The sequence below is a fragment of the Pseudarthrobacter sp. J47 genome, assembly GCF_049810315.1.
Classification (GTDB): domain Bacteria; phylum Actinomycetota; class Actinomycetes; order Actinomycetales; family Micrococcaceae; genus Arthrobacter.
The window spans coordinates 285,870-301,899 of sequence record NZ_CP187358.1; the positions used below are offsets into that span (position 1 = coordinate 285,870).

A 16,030-nucleotide genomic window follows, 5' to 3' on the forward strand; every position below is an offset into this window, starting at 1 on the left:
GAGGGATGGCTGGAGAGCACGGAGTGACCATGGTGAAGCAGGACCACAGCGGCAGCCGGCCGGCGCCCACCCTTGAAATGGTGGCGGCGCTGGCCGGGGTGTCGCGGGCAACGGTTTCGCGCGTGGTCAACGAGGTGCCCAGCGTGGATCCGGAGATCGCCGCCAAGGTGCGCACGGCCATCCAGGCCATCAACTACACGCCCAACCGGGCGGCCCGGTCCCTGGCCAGCCGGCGGCCCAACTCCGTCACGCTGATCGTTCCGGAGTCCACGTCCAAGGTGTTCGCAGACCCGTTCTTCGCCTCAGTGGTGCAGGGAGTTGCCCTCTACCTGGCGGATACCGACTACACGCTGAACATGGTCATTGCGTCCGAGACCAAGCCTGAAAAGACCCGGGCGTTCCTGCTGGGCGGCAACGTGGCGGGCGCCCTGGTGGTCTCGCACCACATGGGCGACCGCTCCTGGACCCACCTGAGCGAGCAGCTGCCCATGGTGTTCGCCGGCAAACCCTTCGGCGAAACCGCCAGCTACTACGTGGAAGTGGATAACGAGGTAGCGGCGGAAGGCGCGACGGCGGTGCTGGCCGCCCGCGGATGCCGGCACATCGCCACCATCGCGGGCCCGCAGGACATGCCACCAGGCGTGGACCGCCTGAGCGGCTGGCGGAAAGCGGTGGTGGGGGCCGGCCTGGACGATTCGCTGGTGGAATACGGCGACTTCACGCTGGCCTCCGGAGCCACCGCCATGCGCCGGCTGCTGGACAGGGGCAAACCGGTCGACGGCGTTTTTGTGGCCAACGACCAAATGGCTGCCGGTGCCTACACCGTCCTGCACCAGCGCGGGCTGCGGATCCCGGAAGACATCGCGGTGGTGGGCTTCGACGACGACTCGTTCGCAACGTCCGTCACCCCGCAACTGACCACCGTGCACCACCCCATCATCGAGATGGGCAAGACCATGGCCGAGACCCTGGTGGACCTGATTGAAGGCAAGCCCACCGAGCACGTCACGCAGATCCCCACGTCCCTGGTGATCCGCGAATCGGCCTGACGGGCCTGACCGGTCACCGGACAACCACACCTCCGAAAGGCACCATCATGTCATCTCCTGCGGATAGGCCCCTTCGCTGGGGTGTTGTGGCAACCGGCCGGATCGCCCACCGGGTGACCAGCGACCTCGCGCGGCTGGAGGACGCCGAGCTGTACGCTGTCAGCTCCCGCACGGAGGCCGCGGCGCAGGCGTTCGCCGGCAGGTTCGGCTTCGCGGCAAGCTACGCGGATGACGCCGGCGCCACCGGTTACCAGCAGCTCTTTGTCGATCCCCTGGTGGACGTTGTGTACATCGCCACCCCGCACGCCCAGCATGCCGAGGTGGCCAGGGCGGCGTTGAAGTCCGGCAAGCATGTGGTGTGCGAGAAGCCGCTCACCATCAATGCCCGCGAGGCGGAGGAACTGGCGGACCTGGCCCGCGACGGCGGCCTCTTCCTGATGGAGGCCATGTGGACCAGGTTCCTGCCCGCCACCCGGCGTGCCATGGAGCTGATCCGATCAGGGGAGATCGGTGATGTCCGCTGGGTGCAGGCGGACCTGGGATTCGCCGCGGCCTACGACCCCGCGGACCGGTTGTGGGATCCGGCGGCGGGCGGCGGCGCCCTGTTGGACCTCACGGTGTATCCGCTGACCTGGACCGTGGCTGCGCTTGGCTTTCCGGCCGGGATGACGGCGGCCGGCCAGCTCAACGGGGACGGCGTGGACGTCCAGAACACCCTCACCCTCCACTACCCGGACGGGGCCGTGGCGCAGCTGGTCTCAACCCTGCAGGCGGACGGGCCAGGGATCGCCACCATCAGCGGCAGCAAGGGCTGGCTCCGGATCGGTGCGCCGCTGTACAACCCCCACCAGCTGGAAATTTGCGGCCAGGACGGCGTCCCCCGGATTGAGGCGTGCCCGGAAGAAACTGAAGGCGCGGAGGGGTTCATCCACGAGCTGCGCGAGGCCGGCCGCTGCATCCGGGCCGGGCTGCAGGAGAGTCCGCTGATGCCCTGGGCGGAAAGCATCGCCATGATGAAGCTGCTGGACGAGGCGCGGCGGCAGTTGGGCCTGCGCTACGTGAACGACGCCGGCTGAGCCCCGCTGGAAGAACCGCTGGAACAACCGGGCAGCCTGGGGGCTAAAGCTCAGGCAGCAGGTCCCGGGCTTCGTCGCCGTTCATACCGGTGGCCTCCAACAGGTCAACCATCAGCGGACGGAGCAGCATCACCACGGTTTCGCCCTCCAGCCGCTCCACCTGCAGCAGCTTCGGGTGGACACGCAGCGCCGCCTCGCCGAGGTTCCGCCGGGCCGTGCGCAGGTGGGCGCGCCGGGCGCCGTCGTGGGTCTCCGCAAGCCCCAGCGAGAGCTCATCAATGGCGGCAGCGGTCTCCTGGAGCACCTCGGCGATCGATTCGGTTGCGGCGTCCGAGAGGGCTGCGTGATTGATGGCGCTGGTGAGCCGGCGGGCAAAAACCCTGCTGTTGCGCAGCGCCAGGTCAATGTACTCCAGGGATTCAGTGAGCCGGTCCAGCTCGTCCCGGTGCCGCCTGTGGGCGGGGGAGAGCGTGGCCACTTCGCCGGAGGACCGCAGCGACAGGCGCATGCCGTCCACCAGGGGCTGGCAGTTGCGTCCGCGCACCAGCGCATGCCAAGCCAGCGTGGAATCGCTCTTGACCAGGCCTTCCGCGCATTCACGCAGCACCTCTGAGAGTTCGTGGAGCAGCTTCCGGACGTCCTTGCGCGGCTCGCGGCGGGGATCGCGGGGGATCAGGATGGTTACCAGCAGGGCGAACAGGCCGCCCACCACGGCGTCCAGGCTGCGGGTAAACGGCCCGCCGTCAGGTGCCGGCAGCAGCACCACCAACAGCGACTGGAGGCCCAGTTGCGTGGTAAAAATGGAGCCGCTGTCCAGGAACCGGGCCAGCAGGATGGAGAAAAGAAGTACGACGGCGGCCTGCCAGATCCCGCTGCCCAGCCAGTGGAGCAGCAGGTCACCTACAGCGATCCCGATGGTGCAGCCCAGGCCCACCTCCACCACCCGCCGGAGCCGGGGTTCCCGGGAGAAGCCGAGCGCAATCAGCGAAGACGTGGCGGCAAACAACGGCCCCGAGTGGCCCAGCACGTACTCCGCGAAGGCGTAGGCACCCACCGCGCAGAGTGTCATCTGGATTGCCGGGAGCAGCGAATTGCGGCTGCGGATGAATCCGGTGCGGAAGCGGCCATGCAGGAAACGCCTGCCGGTATCCAGACGGTGTGCAAGGGCCATGCCACCAGTGTATTTGCATCGCCTGCTTCGTCCCGTTCCCCGGCAGGGCGCCAAATCCTTGCCATTGCGTGCCATAGATCCCAGAATGTGAGCTATGCAATAGCGACCCGGGAGATGTAACCCAGTGTCCCGCCGTCGTTAACCTTCCGTTCACCCTGAGAGGCCAGTCTCGTAACCCTGCGCGCCTAACTTCGGTTGAGGTACAAAACGTACGCATCGGCGTGGCGGGAAACTCCGACTCCTCCACCCCCAATGAGATTCCCTGGAAGGGGCACATTCAGTGAAGGCACAACGCTTTGGCCGCCACGCGGCACTTGCCGTTATCGCAGCCGGCGCTCTCGCGCTTACCGCCTGTGGTTCAGACAACGTCACCGGCAGCGCACCCACCAACGCCAACACCGGCGCCGCAGTCACCGGCACGCTGACCGGCATCGGCTCCTCCGCGCAGGGCGCGGCAATGGACGCCTGGAAGACCGAATTCGCTGCTGCCAACCAGGGTGCCACCGTGCAGTACTCCCCGGACGGCTCCGGCGCAGGCCGCAAGGCCCTCCTGGACGGGTCCGCCCAGTTCGGCGGCTCGGACGCTTACTTGAAGGACGAAGAGTTCGAGTCCTCCAAGGAAATCTGCGGCCCCGAAGGCGCACTGAACATCCCGGTGTACATCTCCCCGATCGCCGTCGCGTTCAACCTGCCGGGTATTACCGAGCTGAAGCTTGACGCCACCACCGTCGCCAAGATCTTCCGCGGCGAAATCGCCAACTGGAACGATCCCGCGATTGCCGCCATGAACGAAGGCGTTGCACTGCCGGACCTCAAGGTCACCCCCGTGAACCGCTCTGACGATTCCGGCACCACCGGCAACTTCACCGATTACCTGGCCGCTGCTGCTCCGGAGACCTGGACTGACAAGTCCTCCGGCGTCTGGCCTGCCGCCCTCCAGGGCGAAAACGCCAAGGGCACCTCCGGCGTGGTCAAGACCGTCACGGACACCCCCGGCGCCATCACCTACGCTGATGACTCCGCAGTGAGCGGCAAGCTGGGCGTTGCCCAGATCAAGGTTGGCGAGAACTTCACCAAGATCTCCGCTGAGGCTGCTGCCAAGGCTGTGGACGCCGGCAAGCCCGTTGAAGGCCGCGGCGCCAACGACCTCTCCATCAAGCTGGATCGCGCCACCACCAACGAGGGCGCATACCCGATCGTCCTGGTCTCCTTCCACATTGTCTGCTCCACTTACGACAGCCAGGAGACCGTCGACCTGGTCAAGGCCTTCGAGAACTACGTAGTCTCGGAAGAGGGCCAGCAGGCAGCTGCTGACTCCGCCAAGTCCGCACCGCTCTCCTCCGAGCTGGCAGAGAAGGCCGCCAAGGCCATCGAAACCATCAAGGTAAAGTCCTAATATCTGGCTTTGAACCAAGTTCCCCGCCGCGCCGAGAGGCGGGGCGGGGAACTTGGCTATGTCCGCCCAGCTTTCAGTTGTCCCAGCGCCACCACAAAACGAAGGGTCGGGAATGACCGCCACCTCCCTGACAAGTTCACAAGCTGCCGCAGGCCGCGCTGGTGACAAAGTCTTCTCCGGAGCAACCCTGGCTGCCGGCTGCCTGATCCTCGCCGTCCTGTTCGGAGTTGCCCTGTTCCTTGTGGTGCAGGCCATCCCGGCACTGACGGCACCTGCTGAAGAGATCCAGGGCGGGGAAGGCTTCTTCGCCTACATCTGGCCGATCGTCATCGGCACGCTGATCGCGGCCCTGATCGCCCTGATCATCGCCACCCCCATCTCCATTGGCGTGGCGCTGTTCATTTCACACTTTGCCCCGCGGCAGCTGGCATCCGGCCTCGGCTACGTCATCGACCTCCTGGCGGCCATCCCCTCCGTGGTCTACGGCGCCTGGGGTGCCGCGTTCCTGGCCCCGCAGATTTCCCCGGCCTACAACTGGCTCGCAGAGAACATGGGCTGGCTGCCCATCTTCGCGGGCCCGGCCTCGGCCACCGGCAAGACCATCCTCACGGCGGGCATCGTCCTTTCCGTGATGGTCATTCCCATCATCACCTCGCTGTCCCGCGAAATCTTCCTGCAGACTCCCAAGCTCCACGAGGAAGCCGCCCTGGCCCTGGGCGCCACCCGCTGGGAAATGATCACCATGGCCGTGCTGCCCTTCGCCCGGCCGGGCATCATCAGCGCCATCATGCTGGGCCTCGGCCGTGCACTGGGCGAGACCATGGCGGTGGCCCTGGTGCTCTCCTCCGGTGCACTCACAGCGAGCCTGATCCAGTCCGGCAACCAGACCATTGCCGCCGAAATCGCGCTGAACTTCCCCGAAGCGTCAGGACTCAAGGTCAGCACGCTGATCGCAGCAGGCCTGATCCTCTTCGTTATCACCCTCGCGGTGAACATGATTGCCCGCTGGATCATCAGCCGCCACAAAGAATTCTCGGGAGCCAACTAAATGACCTCCACACTCACTCCCGTCCGCAAGCGCTCGGCGCTGACCAAGGGCCAGCTGCCCAAGGCCGCACCGTACATCGTCCTCGGCGTGGCACTGGTCCTGGGCGCCGCCATCCTGGCCCTGATCGGCTTCAACGCGTTCGGCTGGGGCATCGTCTCCGCCATCCTCTTCACGATCGGCCTGGTCAGCTGGAGCGGCGCCGTTGAAGGTGCCCGCAAGGCCAAGGACAAACTGGCCACCTGCCTGGTGGTGGGTGCGTTCCTGATCGCCCTGCTGCCGCTGATCTCCGTGATCTGGACGGTGCTGGCCAACGGCGTGCCCGGCCTCGTCACCCCCGGCTTCCTGGGCAGCTCCATGAACGGCGTCACCGGCGTCTACGACAACCGGGCAGTAGAGGACGGCACCCCGGTCCTCGGCGGCATCTACCACGCGCTGCTGGGCACCATCCAGATCACGCTGCTGGCCACCGTCATCTCCGTGCCCGTGGGCCTGCTGACGGCCATCTACCTGGTGGAGTACGGCAACGAAGGCCGGCTGGCCCGCGCCATCACGTTCTTCGTTGACGTGATGACCGGCATCCCGTCCATCGTGGCCGGCCTCTTCGCCGCCGCGTTCTTCTTCGCAGTGGTGGGCCCGGGAACCAAGACCGGTGCGGTAGCCGCCGTCGCGCTTTCCGTCCTGATGATTCCCGTGGTGGTCCGCTCCGCCGAGGAAATGCTGAAGATCGTGCCCAACGAGCTTCGCGAAGCCGCCTACGCGCTTGGCGTGCGCAAGTGGCGCACCATCCTCAAGGTGGTCATCCCGACGGCGATCTCCGGCATTGCTTCGGGGGTTACCCTGGCGATCGCCCGCGTGATCGGCGAAACCGCGCCCATCCTGGTCACCGCCGGATTCGCCACCAGCATCAACACCAATGTGTTCAGCGGCTGGATGGCCTCGCTGCCCACCTTCATCTACACCCAGATCCTGAACCCAACGTCACCGTCCAACCCGGACCCGTCCACCCAGCGGGCCTGGGGCGCGGCCCTGGTGCTGATCATCCTGGTGATGGTCCTGAACCTGGCGTCCAGGCTGATCGCCAAGGCCTTCGCACCCAAGACCGGCCGCTAGAAAATTTTCCGGCCGCCCGCAAGGCAGCTGGCTAGACTTATTTCATACCTCTCAGCAGTGAAGGAACACCATGTCTAAGCGCATCGACGTCAAGGACCTGAACGTTTACTACGGCAGCTTCCTGGCCGTAGAAGGCGTCAGCATCAACATCGAGGCCAAGTCCGTCACGGCATTCATCGGCCCGTCCGGCTGCGGCAAGTCCACCTTCCTGCGGACCCTGAACCGCATGCATGAGGTCCTTCCGGGTGCCCGCGTGGAGGGCGAAGTGCTGCTCGACGGGGACAACCTCTACGGCCCCGGCGTGGACCCCGTCACCGTCCGCTCCCAGATCGGCATGGTGTTCCAGCGCCCCAACCCGTTCCCCACCATGTCCATCCGCGACAACGTGCTGGCCGGCGTGAAGCTGAACAACCAGAAGATCTCCAAGGGCGAAGCCGACGCCCTGGTGGAGCGGTCGCTGCGCGGCGCCAACCTCTGGAACGAGGTCAAGGACCGCCTCGAGAAGCCCGGCTCCGGTCTCTCCGGCGGCCAGCAGCAGCGCCTCTGCATCGCCCGCGCCATCGCCGTGGAACCCCAGGTGATCCTCATGGACGAGCCCTGCTCCGCCCTGGACCCCATCTCCACCCTGGCCGTCGAGGACCTCATCAACGAGCTCAAGGACCAGTACACGGTAGTGATCGTCACGCACAACATGCAGCAGGCAGCCCGTGTCTCGGACAAGACGGCATTCTTCAACATCGCCGGCACCGGCAAGCCCGGCAAGCTGATCGAGTTCGCTGAGACGTCCACCATCTTCAACAACCCCACCGTGAAGGCCACCGAAGATTACGTCTCCGGCCGATTCGGGTAGTCCCCAACGCCTCCCTCGCCTCGCAAGCTCGGCCAGGGAACCCTGCGGCTGTGGGCCCAGCTACTTGCCGAGTGGTGACATGGCCAGTTCTATAACGAACGCAAGGGCTGCCGTGACTACCGGCGTCAGCAGCCAGTAGCCAAGGATCTGGAGCACCAGGCGCCTGTTGGTGGAGGCGAACCTTTGGGTTTCACCGGCACCCAGCACGGCCGCCGTGACGCTGTGGGTAGTGGATACCGGCCAGTGCAGCCCGATGGCGCCGATGAACAGCACCACCGCGCCGAGCGTCTGTGCCACAAATCCGCGCAGGGGATCAATCCTGGTGAGCTTGTGCCCGAGGGTGTGGGAGATCCGCCAGCCGCCAAAAAGTGTCCCGGCGGTGATGGTCACGGCAGTCAACAGGATCACCCAGAGGGGGATCCCGCCGTCGTAAATTCCCGCGGAGATCATGGCAAGCAGGAGTACGGCGCTGACGCGCTGGCCGTCCTGCAGGCCGTGGCCAAAGGCTACGGCGCCGGCTGCGACGGACTGTGCACGGCGGAAGCGGCGGTTGATGATGCTGGGCTGGGCGAACCTGGTGGCCCACGCGATGGGCACCACGGAGAGATAGGCGCCTGCAAAAGCGATGAGCGGCGAGATCGCCAGCGGCAGGACCACCTGGAACAGCAGCGACTGGTCCACCCCGCCTACGGTGTTGCCGCCCACCACCACGCTGGCAAGGCCTGCCCCGGCCAAGCCGCCAACCAAGGCGTGGGTGGAGGACGAAGGTATGCCCAGCCACCACGTGAGCACACCCCAGGCAAAGGCGCTGGCCAGGCCGGAGATCACAATGCTCAGGCCGTTGATGCCATCCGGGAGGGTGACCCAGGAGTTGGCCACGGAGACAGCGAGGGTGGCGCTCAGCAGGCCGCCAATCAGGTTGAAAAAAGCGGCAAGCAGGACGGCGATGCTGGGTGTCAGCGCCCGTGTCCGCACGGAAAGCGCGACGGCGGTGGAGACGTCCCTGAATCCGTTCAGGAAACTGAACGCCGCGGTGAAAAGAACCACCACGCCGAAAAAGACAGGAACCACGTCAGGATTCCTTGACGATGATGCTGCCCACCTGGGTGGCCACACGCCGAAGGTCCCGGGAAACATTCAACAGCTGGTTGGCAATGTCCCGGTTCCGCGCATAGGGGGCGCCCTTCATGTCCGCCAGGAGGTCAGCTACCCAGGTCCGGTGCGTCCGCTCAGCGCGCTTGGCCAGCCGGAGGACTTCGATCCAGTAGTCCTCCAGCTCGTCCAGGTCATCGAGGCGGCGCATGGCGTCCACGGTGAGCTCGGCCTGGCGGTTGATGACTTCCAGCTGGTCTGCCGCACGCTTGGGCAGGCGCTCAAGCTTGTAGAGGGCAATCATCTCCGCGGTGCCGTCCAGCCGTTCCATGGCCTCGTACAGGAACCTGGACAGCGAATACATGTCTTCGCGGGGGAGGGGATTGACGAAGCTGGTGCGCATATGGGTCAACAGCGCGAAGTGGAGTTCGTTGGATTTGGCCTCGTGGTCATGCATGGTGTCCACCAGGTGTGCGTGCTCGGCAGCCGGGACGCCCAGGAGCTCGGACAGGGTGCCGGTGGCCAGAACAACCTGCCTGGCCATGTGCGAGAGCAGTATCAGCCCGGCGGGCTCCTGGGGAAAAAGGCGCAGCTTCACGTGGTTACCGGTCTCCGGAAGGGTTACTGGGGCTGGAACAGTGCGAGATATGACTTGACGCCAGCCCGCAAACTGTTGCCTACTTTACCGCCCGGAGTAAAAGGGCAGAAAAATGGTGCCGAACCGGATACGCCTCTCGGCGGTAGGCCGCTCTAGGCGGCTAATTGTTGAAGCCCGGGGGTTTCGCAGTTCGGCACCGATTTCAGTTTTCTACTTTGGCGGGGGCAAGTCAACATTGACAGCCGGCCGGTCTTAGGCCTCTAATGCCGCTCAGTCCAGCTCGCCCAGCCGCCAGGCGTTGGCTGCGTGCTCCAGGTCCTCGGCCGTCTTCACCAGTTGATGGGAGTTGCGGGTGAGCTTGCTGGCGTGGACCTCGTTGCTGTGTTCGGCGCCGTCCGCGATGGTGGCCTGGCCCAGCGCCACCACCCGGCAGAACGCGGCCGACCGCTCCAGTGCGACGTCGAATTCGCCGTCGAACGCTCCGGAGAGGATGGCGTCCGCCATGGTGCGCATTTCCTCGGCGCCCGGCGGTTCCGCAGCCCCGGCCACAACGTTCGAAACCTGCGCGGTTTCCCGGCCGGCGCGGAAATACACGGAGATACGTTCCGGATCCTGCACGGTGGCGGCCCTGATGGCGTACAGCCGCCACAGCGCGCCCGGAAGCGAACGTGCAGGGCTTTCGGCCCACATCTCCGCGATGGCATCAAGGCCCTGCACATCCGTCAGCTTGACCAGGCGCTCGGTGATCTCCGGATCGTCACTGTCGCGGCCGTGCCTTACCAGTGCCTGGGCTGCCAGGTGCGCGGCTTCGGACACCCGCGCCGGATCCGGCCCGCCCGCGAAGGGCTCAAAGTCCACAGGCGCGAAGAGCTTGGGCTTGTGCTGGCGCGGTGCACTGCCGCCGGACTGTGAAGCTGGTTGCTCGCTCATGCCACCACGCTACTCCTGCGCTTCCGGTGAATCGAGCGTTGGGCCGGTCTTGAGCGTCCGCACGCGTGGGGTACAGTATTAACGTCCAGAAATGGACTGGGCTGAGTGTGATTTTCCACCCTCAGTTGGGGCCTTTAGCTCAGTTGGTAGAGCATCGGACTTTTAATCCGTGGGTCGTGGGTTCGAGCCCCACAGGGCCCACCCATGTTGCGCGCGAGGTGGCACTTCGCGGCAGTTACGGTTCGCCGGACTGCCGCCAAGTGCCACCTCGTACGCGTTTTCCGGGCGTTTCCAGCCAGAATGGGTACATGACCAAGACCAGCAGCGGCCGGCTGCCCCGTTTGGAGGACGTCGCCCAGCGCGCCGGCGTATCGCACCAGACCGTTTCCCGGGTGGTGAACAACCACCCCAATGTCAGCCCCGCCACCCGCGAAAAAGTAGAGGCGGCCATCGCCGAGCTGGGTTACCGGCGGAACAGCGCGGCGCGGAGCCTGGTGACCCGGCGGTCCCAGACAATCGGCGTGCTGGCCAGTGAGCTCTCCCAATTCGGCCCGGCCAACACGCTGCTGGGCGTTGAACAGGCGGCGCGGGAAGCCGGGTACTTCGTGAGTATTGCCGCGCTCCGCTCCGTCAGCAGCGATTCCATTGCCGATTCCCTCCGGCATTTTATGGACCAGTCAGTGGACGGGATTGTGGTGCTGGTGCCGCATGCCCGGACGCTGGACGTGCTCGAGGAATTCAAGCCCGGAGTGCCGGTGGTGGCCGTGGGATCCACCGGAAATGCCCAGGTGAGCGGCGCCATGGTGGACCAGCGGCAGGGTGCGGAGGCCGCCGTCGGGCATCTGATCGCGCAGGGGCACCGGCGCATCGCCCACCTTTCCGGACCTGCCGACTGGATTGACGGAGCCGTCCGCGCCGAGGGGTGGCGGTCTGCCATGGAACAGGCCGGACTGGCCGCTGACCTGCTGCTGGAGGGCGACTGGAGCGCTGGCAGCGGCTACGAACTGGGCCGCCGGCTGGCTTCGGATCGCAACGCAACGGCCGTTTTTGTGGGTAACGACCAGATGGCGCTGGGCGTCCTCCGCGCCTTCCATGAGGCAGGCGTTGCAGTGCCCGACGACGTCTCCGTGGTGGGGTTCGACGACCAGCCTGAATCGGGCTACTTCAGCCCCCCGCTGACTACCGTGCGGCAGGACTTTGAGGAGCTGGGGCGGCGCTGCATCGAGCTGATGCTCCGCCAGATCGAGGACGGTGCAGCCACCGGCTCAGTTGTGGTGGCACCGGAACTGGTAGCACGGAAGAGCACGGCGGCGCCGGCTACGTAGTTTCGGCGCCCGGAGACTCTACAACGAAAGCACATCCGCGAACCGACGACCTTGACACCTCTCTTGTTAGCGCTCACAATTAACGCAGGCCCAACTCTGGCCGAGGTTATTGGAGGACTTATGGACGGCAACGCAGGCGTCGCGCGGAACGGCACGGATCAGCAAAAGTACGTGATCGGCGTGGACTACGGCACGCTCTCAGGCAGGGCCGTTGTGGTCCGCGTGAGTGACGGCAAGGAACTGGGCAGCGGGGTATTCGACTACCCGCATGCGGTGGTCACGGACACCCTGCCCGGTGCGGACAAGCTGCCCGACGGCGGCACCCGGCTGCCGCGCGAATGGGCGCTGCAGGTGCCCAACGACTACCGCGAGGTGCTCCGCCGGGCGGTACCCGCTGCCGTCGCGGATGCCGGAATCGATGCCGCGGACGTGGTGGGAATTGCCACGGACTTCACCGCCTGCACCATGGTCCCCACGCTGGCGGACGGTACCCCGCTGAACGAGGTTCCGGGCTATGCGGACCGTCCGCATGCTTACGTGAAGCTGTGGCGCCACCACGCCGCGCAGCCCCAGGCGGACCGGATCAACCAGCTGGCGGCGGACCGCGGCGAAAGCTGGCTTCCCCGGTACGGCGGCCTGATTTCCTCCGAATGGGAGTTCGCCAAGGGCCTGCAGCTGCTGGAGGAAGACCCGGAGCTGTACGCGGCCATGGACCACTGGGTGGAGGCCGCGGACTGGATTGTCTGGCAGCTCTGCGGCGAGTACGTACGCAACGCCTGCACTGCCGGCTACAAGGGCATCTTCCAGGACGGCGCCTACCCGTCGCAGGAATTCCTGGCTGCACTGAACCCGGATTTTGCAGGATTCGTCGGCGAAAAAGTGGAACACCGGATTGGCCGGCTGGGCGAGGCGGCCGGAACGCTCACGGCCGAAGCTGCGGCCTGGACAGGGCTTCCCGAAGGCATCGCCGTGGCTGTGGGCAACGTTGATGCACACGTGACCGCCCCGGCCGCGAGGGCTGTTGACCCCGGCCAGCTGGTGGCCATTATGGGCACGTCCACCTGCCATGTGATGAACGGCTCCGAACTCCGCGAAGTCCCCGGCATGTGCGGCGTGGTGGACGGGGGCATCGTGGACGGGCTGTGGGGATACGAGGCCGGACAGTCCGGAGTTGGCGATATTTTCGGCTGGTTCACCCGGGCCGGCGTGCCCCCGGAATACCACCAGGCGGCCGCGGCTGCGGGCCTTGGGATCCACGAATTCCTGACGGACCTGGCCGCCGGACAGGCGATCGGGGAGCACGGCCTGATCGCGCTGGACTGGCATTCCGGCAACCGCTCGGTGCTGGTGGACCATGAACTTTCCGGCCTGGTGGTGGGGCAGACCCTGGCGACGAAACCGGAGGACACCTACCGTGCGCTCCTTGAAGCAACGGCGTTTGGCACCCGCACCATTGTGGAGGCATTCCGTGATGCGGGCGTGCCGGTGAAGGAGTTCATTGTGGCCGGCGGCCTGCTGAAAAACCGGTTGCTGATGCAGATCTACGCTGATGTCACCGGCCTGCAACTCTCCACGATCGGCTCCGAACAGGGCCCGGCGCTGGGCTCTGCGATCCACGCCGCGGTGGCTGCCGGCGAGTACCCGGACATCCGCGCCGCGGCCGCTGCCATGGGCGCAGAACCCGGCGACGTTTATGTTCCCATTCCGGAAAATGTAGCCGCCTATAACGCCCTGTACCAGGAATACCGGGCGCTTCACGATTACTTCGGCCGCGGCGGCAACGAGGTAATGCACCGGCTCAAGGCCATCCAGCGGAACGCGCGCAACTCTTCCACGGTGCCTGCGGGGGTCTTCGCATGAGCGCGCTCCTGGAGCTTATTGCAACCGTGCGCGAGCAGGTCTGCGTGCTCCATGCCGAGCTGACCCGCTACGAGCTGGTGGTCTGGACGGCGGGAAACGTCTCCGCCCGGGTGCCCGGCCATGATCTGATGGTGATCAAACCATCCGGGGTTTCCTATGACCAGCTCACACCGGACGCCATGGTGGTCACTGACCTGTACGGGGTGCCCGTGGCTGGTAATGCTGACGGTGAGTGGGGCAACCCGCCGTTGTCGCCGTCGTCGGACACTGCAGCGCATGCGTACGTCTACCGGAATATGCCCGACGTCGGCGGGGTAGTGCACACGCACTCCACCTACGCCACGGCATGGGCAGCCCGGGGCGAGGAAATCCCCTGCGTCCTGACCATGATGGCCGACGAATTCGGCGGCCCGATTCCCGTGGGACCGTTCGCCTTGATCGGTGATGACTCTATTGGGCAGGGCATTGTTGAGACGCTCAAGAATTCGAATTCACCGGCCGTCCTGATGAAAAACCATGGCCCTTTCACCATTGGCCCGGATGCGAAATCGGCTGTTAAAGCTGCCGTTATGTGTGAGGAAGTTGCCCGCACCATCCACATTTCCCGGCAATTAGGCCAGCCGGAACTTATTGAGTCGTCGCAGGTCAGACCGCTTTTTGACCGCTACCAAAACGTTTACGGCAATTAACGCCGGCGCCCCGGATTCCCAGGAGAACAGTTATGAATGCAGCAGCATCCACCACCCTTGACCACTATGAAGTCTGGTTTCTGACCGGCAGCCAGCACCTTTATGGCGAGGATGTTTTGAAGCAGGTGGCGTCCCAGTCGCGGGAGATTTCCGATGCCCTCAACGCCTCCTCCGACGTGCCGGTGAAGCTGGTCTGGAAGCCGGTCCTGACGGACTCGGACGCCATCCGGCGGATGGCGCTGGATGCCAATTCCGACGACGCCGTTATTGGCGTGACCGCGTGGATGCACACTTTCAGCCCGGCCAAGATGTGGATCCAGGGCCTTGACCTGCTGCGCAAGCCGCTGCTCCACCTGCACACCCAGGCGAACGTGGAACTGCCCTGGGCGGACATCGATTTCGACTTTATGAACCTCAACCAGGCAGCCCACGGCGACCGCGAATTCGGCTACATCCAGAGCCGGCTCGGGGTGCCGCGGAAGACCGTCGTCGGGCATGTTTCCAACCCGGAAGTGACCCGCCAGGTGGGCTCCTGGCAGCGTGCGGCAGCCGGCTGGGCGGCCATCCGGACGCTGAAACTCACCCGTTTTGGCGACAATATGCGCAACGTTGCCGTCACCGAAGGCGACAAAACCGAGGCGGAACTCCGCTTCGGCGTCTCGGTGAACACCTGGTCCGTCAACGAGCTGGTGGAGGCGGTGGACATCGCTTCAGAGTCCGACGTCGACGCCCTGGTGGCGGAGTACCAGCGCCTTTACGAGGTGGTTCCGGAGCTCCAGGAAGGCGGTGCCCGCCACGAGTCACTGCGCTACAGCGCCCGGATTGAACTGGGCCTGCGGGCCATCCTGGAAGCAAACGGCTCAGCCGCTTTCACCACGTCCTTCGAGGACCTGGGCGGGCTGCGCCAGCTTCCCGGAATGGCCGTTCAGCGGCTCATGGCGGACGGCTACGGCTTTGGTGCAGAGGGTGACTGGAAGACGGCAATCCTGGTCCGCGCGGCCAAGGTGATGGGCTCCGGACTGCCCGGCGGCGCGTCCCTGATGGAGGACTACACGTACCACCTGGTGCCCGGCGAGGAGAAGATCCTGGGCGCCCACATGCTGGAAATCTGCCCCTCGCTGACCGCACGCAAACCCCGCATCGAGATCCACCCGCTGGGAATCGGCGGCAAGGAAGACCCGGTCCGGATGGTCTTTGACACTGATGCCTCGCCCGGTGTGGTGGTGGCGCTATCTGATATGCGCGACCGCTTCCGGCTGGTGGCCAACGCCGTGGACGTGGTGGACCTGGACCAGCCCCTCCCCAACCTGCCGGTGGCCCGCGCCCTGTGGCAGCCCAAGCCCGATTTCGCCACCTCGGCCGCCGCCTGGCTGACCGCCGGCGCAGCCCACCACACCGTGCTCAGCACGGCGGTTGGCATGGAGGTTTTCGAGGACTTCGCCGAGATCGCGGAAACCGAATTGCTGACCATCGACGAGGGAACCACCATCAAACAATTCAAGAAAGAGCTCGCCTGGAATGCGGCCTATTACCGGCTGGCAGGAGGGCTTTAGCCCGGTATTTCGGGCTTTTACAACGCCGCGAAACGGACTGTCAACTATTAGTTAATAAAAGTGCTTGACTTAAAAATTCCCGCAGGCGTAATCTCCAGCTTGGGATCGATCACCGGTCCCACCAAAGTTTCGCAGCCGGGATCCGGGAGCAACGGACACGGCCGCGGGGAGGCAAGCGTGGTTGCCGCTTCTTATGCGGCAGACAGCGTTACGGGGTGCACTGCAGCCCTGCGCATATTGGGGATTTACGAGTCCATGGGGTCAGTTCGTCGTGAACATTTCC

General features: G+C 65.4%; 14 protein-coding genes and 1 tRNA gene. 11 read left to right on the top strand and 4 right to left on the bottom strand.

Annotated features, from left to right (window positions below; genetic code table 11):
* The first annotated feature begins 5 nt into the window (after positions 1-5).
* Positions 6-1,049, top strand: a complete 1,044-nt coding sequence (locus ACPJW8_RS01365) for a LacI family DNA-binding transcriptional regulator (RefSeq protein ID WP_330187932.1) — start codon at positions 6-8, stop codon at positions 1,047-1,049.
* 47 nt (positions 1,050-1,096) lie between these two features.
* The gene (locus tag ACPJW8_RS01370; RefSeq protein WP_330187931.1) at positions 1,097-2,125 is read left to right on the top strand and encodes a Gfo/Idh/MocA family oxidoreductase; all 1,029 of its coding nucleotides are present in this window, start codon (positions 1,097-1,099) and stop codon (positions 2,123-2,125) included.
* 43 nt (positions 2,126-2,168) lie between these two features.
* Here ACPJW8_RS01370 and ACPJW8_RS01375 read toward each other — a convergent pair whose 3' ends face one another.
* Positions 2,169-3,296: an FUSC family protein gene (locus tag ACPJW8_RS01375; RefSeq protein WP_330187930.1), complete on the bottom strand. Its 1,128-nt coding sequence runs from the start codon at positions 3,294-3,296 to the stop codon at positions 2,169-2,171.
* Positions 3,297-3,576: 280 nt separating this feature from the next.
* Between ACPJW8_RS01375 and pstS the strand changes: the two genes are divergently transcribed.
* The 4 genes from pstS to pstB all read left to right on the top strand — a co-directional run bounded on the left by pstS (position 3,577) and on the right by pstB (position 7,700).
* On the top strand, positions 3,577-4,692 hold the full coding sequence (pstS, locus tag ACPJW8_RS01380) for a phosphate ABC transporter substrate-binding protein PstS (protein ID WP_330187929.1): 1,116 nt from the start codon (positions 3,577-3,579) through the stop codon (positions 4,690-4,692).
* A 112-nt stretch (positions 4,693-4,804) separates the two neighbouring features.
* Positions 4,805-5,740 carry a phosphate ABC transporter permease subunit PstC gene (gene pstC, locus ACPJW8_RS01385; protein ID WP_330187928.1) on the top strand — a complete coding sequence of 312 codons (936 nt, stop codon included), beginning with the start codon at positions 4,805-4,807 and terminating at the stop codon, positions 5,738-5,740.
* Positions 5,741-6,850 carry a phosphate ABC transporter permease PstA gene (pstA, locus tag ACPJW8_RS01390; protein ID WP_330187927.1) on the top strand — a complete coding sequence of 370 codons (1,110 nt, stop codon included), beginning with the start codon at positions 5,741-5,743 and terminating at the stop codon, positions 6,848-6,850.
* Between the two features lie 70 nt (positions 6,851-6,920).
* A complete protein-coding gene (pstB, locus tag ACPJW8_RS01395; protein WP_330187926.1) occupies positions 6,921-7,700 on the top strand; it encodes a phosphate ABC transporter ATP-binding protein PstB in 780 nt (259 codons plus the stop codon).
* A gap of 60 nt (positions 7,701-7,760) precedes the next feature.
* Here pstB and ACPJW8_RS01400 read toward each other — a convergent pair whose 3' ends face one another.
* The 3 genes from ACPJW8_RS01400 to ACPJW8_RS01410 all read right to left on the bottom strand — a co-directional run bounded on the left by ACPJW8_RS01400 (position 7,761) and on the right by ACPJW8_RS01410 (position 10,320).
* Positions 7,761-8,771, bottom strand: a complete 1,011-nt coding sequence (locus tag ACPJW8_RS01400; protein WP_330187925.1) for an inorganic phosphate transporter — start codon at positions 8,769-8,771, stop codon at positions 7,761-7,763.
* Position 8,772: 1 nt separating this feature from the next.
* The gene (locus tag ACPJW8_RS01405) at positions 8,773-9,390 is read right to left on the bottom strand and encodes a nuclease PIN (RefSeq protein WP_330187924.1); all 618 of its coding nucleotides are present in this window, start codon (positions 9,388-9,390) and stop codon (positions 8,773-8,775) included.
* 270 nt (positions 9,391-9,660) lie between these two features.
* Positions 9,661-10,320, bottom strand: coding sequence for a hypothetical protein (locus tag ACPJW8_RS01410; protein ID WP_330187923.1), 660 nt, complete (start codon positions 10,318-10,320; stop codon positions 9,661-9,663).
* Positions 10,321-10,448: 128 nt separating this feature from the next.
* Between ACPJW8_RS01410 and ACPJW8_RS01415 the strand changes: the two genes are divergently transcribed.
* From ACPJW8_RS01415 to araA, 5 genes are all read left to right on the top strand, one after another.
* Positions 10,449-10,521, top strand: a tRNA-Lys gene (locus tag ACPJW8_RS01415).
* 107 nt (positions 10,522-10,628) lie between these two features.
* Positions 10,629-11,645: a LacI family DNA-binding transcriptional regulator gene (locus tag ACPJW8_RS01420; protein ID WP_330187922.1), complete on the top strand. Its 1,017-nt coding sequence runs from the start codon at positions 10,629-10,631 to the stop codon at positions 11,643-11,645.
* A gap of 120 nt (positions 11,646-11,765) precedes the next feature.
* Positions 11,766-13,505, top strand: coding sequence for a ribulokinase (gene araB / locus ACPJW8_RS01425; protein ID WP_330187921.1), 1,740 nt, complete (start codon positions 11,766-11,768; stop codon positions 13,503-13,505).
* The gene (locus ACPJW8_RS01430) at positions 13,502-14,194 is read left to right on the top strand and encodes an L-ribulose-5-phosphate 4-epimerase (protein WP_330187920.1); all 693 of its coding nucleotides are present in this window, start codon (positions 13,502-13,504) and stop codon (positions 14,192-14,194) included. Before araB ends, ACPJW8_RS01430 begins: the two co-directional genes overlap by 4 nt.
* A gap of 32 nt (positions 14,195-14,226) precedes the next feature.
* Positions 14,227-15,747, top strand: a complete 1,521-nt coding sequence (gene araA / locus ACPJW8_RS01435) for an L-arabinose isomerase (RefSeq protein WP_330187919.1) — start codon at positions 14,227-14,229, stop codon at positions 15,745-15,747.
* Positions 15,748-16,030: the final 283 nt, after the last annotated feature.

Excerpts from the sequence above, each read along its gene's own strand:
- pstC (WP_330187928.1), top strand. The coding sequence starts at position 4,805 with ATGACCGCCACCTCCCTGACAAGTTCACAAGCTGCCGCAGGCCGCGCT.
- ACPJW8_RS01370 (WP_330187931.1), top strand. The coding sequence starts at position 1,097 with ATGTCATCTCCTGCGGATAGGCCCCTTCGCTGGGGTGTTGTGGCAACC.
- araB (WP_330187921.1), top strand. The coding sequence starts at position 11,766 with ATGGACGGCAACGCAGGCGTCGCGCGGAACGGCACGGATCAGCAAAAG.
- ACPJW8_RS01365 (WP_330187932.1), top strand. The coding sequence starts at position 6 with ATGGCTGGAGAGCACGGAGTGACCATGGTGAAGCAGGACCACAGCGGC.
- ACPJW8_RS01420 (WP_330187922.1), top strand. The coding sequence starts at position 10,629 with ATGACCAAGACCAGCAGCGGCCGGCTGCCCCGTTTGGAGGACGTCGCC.
- pstA (WP_330187927.1), top strand. The coding sequence starts at position 5,741 with ATGACCTCCACACTCACTCCCGTCCGCAAGCGCTCGGCGCTGACCAAG.
- ACPJW8_RS01375 (WP_330187930.1), bottom strand. The coding sequence starts at position 3,296 with ATGGCCCTTGCACACCGTCTGGATACCGGCAGGCGTTTCCTGCATGGC.
- araA (WP_330187919.1), top strand. The coding sequence starts at position 14,227 with ATGAATGCAGCAGCATCCACCACCCTTGACCACTATGAAGTCTGGTTT.
- ACPJW8_RS01410 (WP_330187923.1), bottom strand. The coding sequence starts at position 10,320 with ATGAGCGAGCAACCAGCTTCACAGTCCGGCGGCAGTGCACCGCGCCAG.
- pstB (WP_330187926.1), top strand. The coding sequence starts at position 6,921 with ATGTCTAAGCGCATCGACGTCAAGGACCTGAACGTTTACTACGGCAGC.
- ACPJW8_RS01430 (WP_330187920.1), top strand. The coding sequence starts at position 13,502 with ATGAGCGCGCTCCTGGAGCTTATTGCAACCGTGCGCGAGCAGGTCTGC.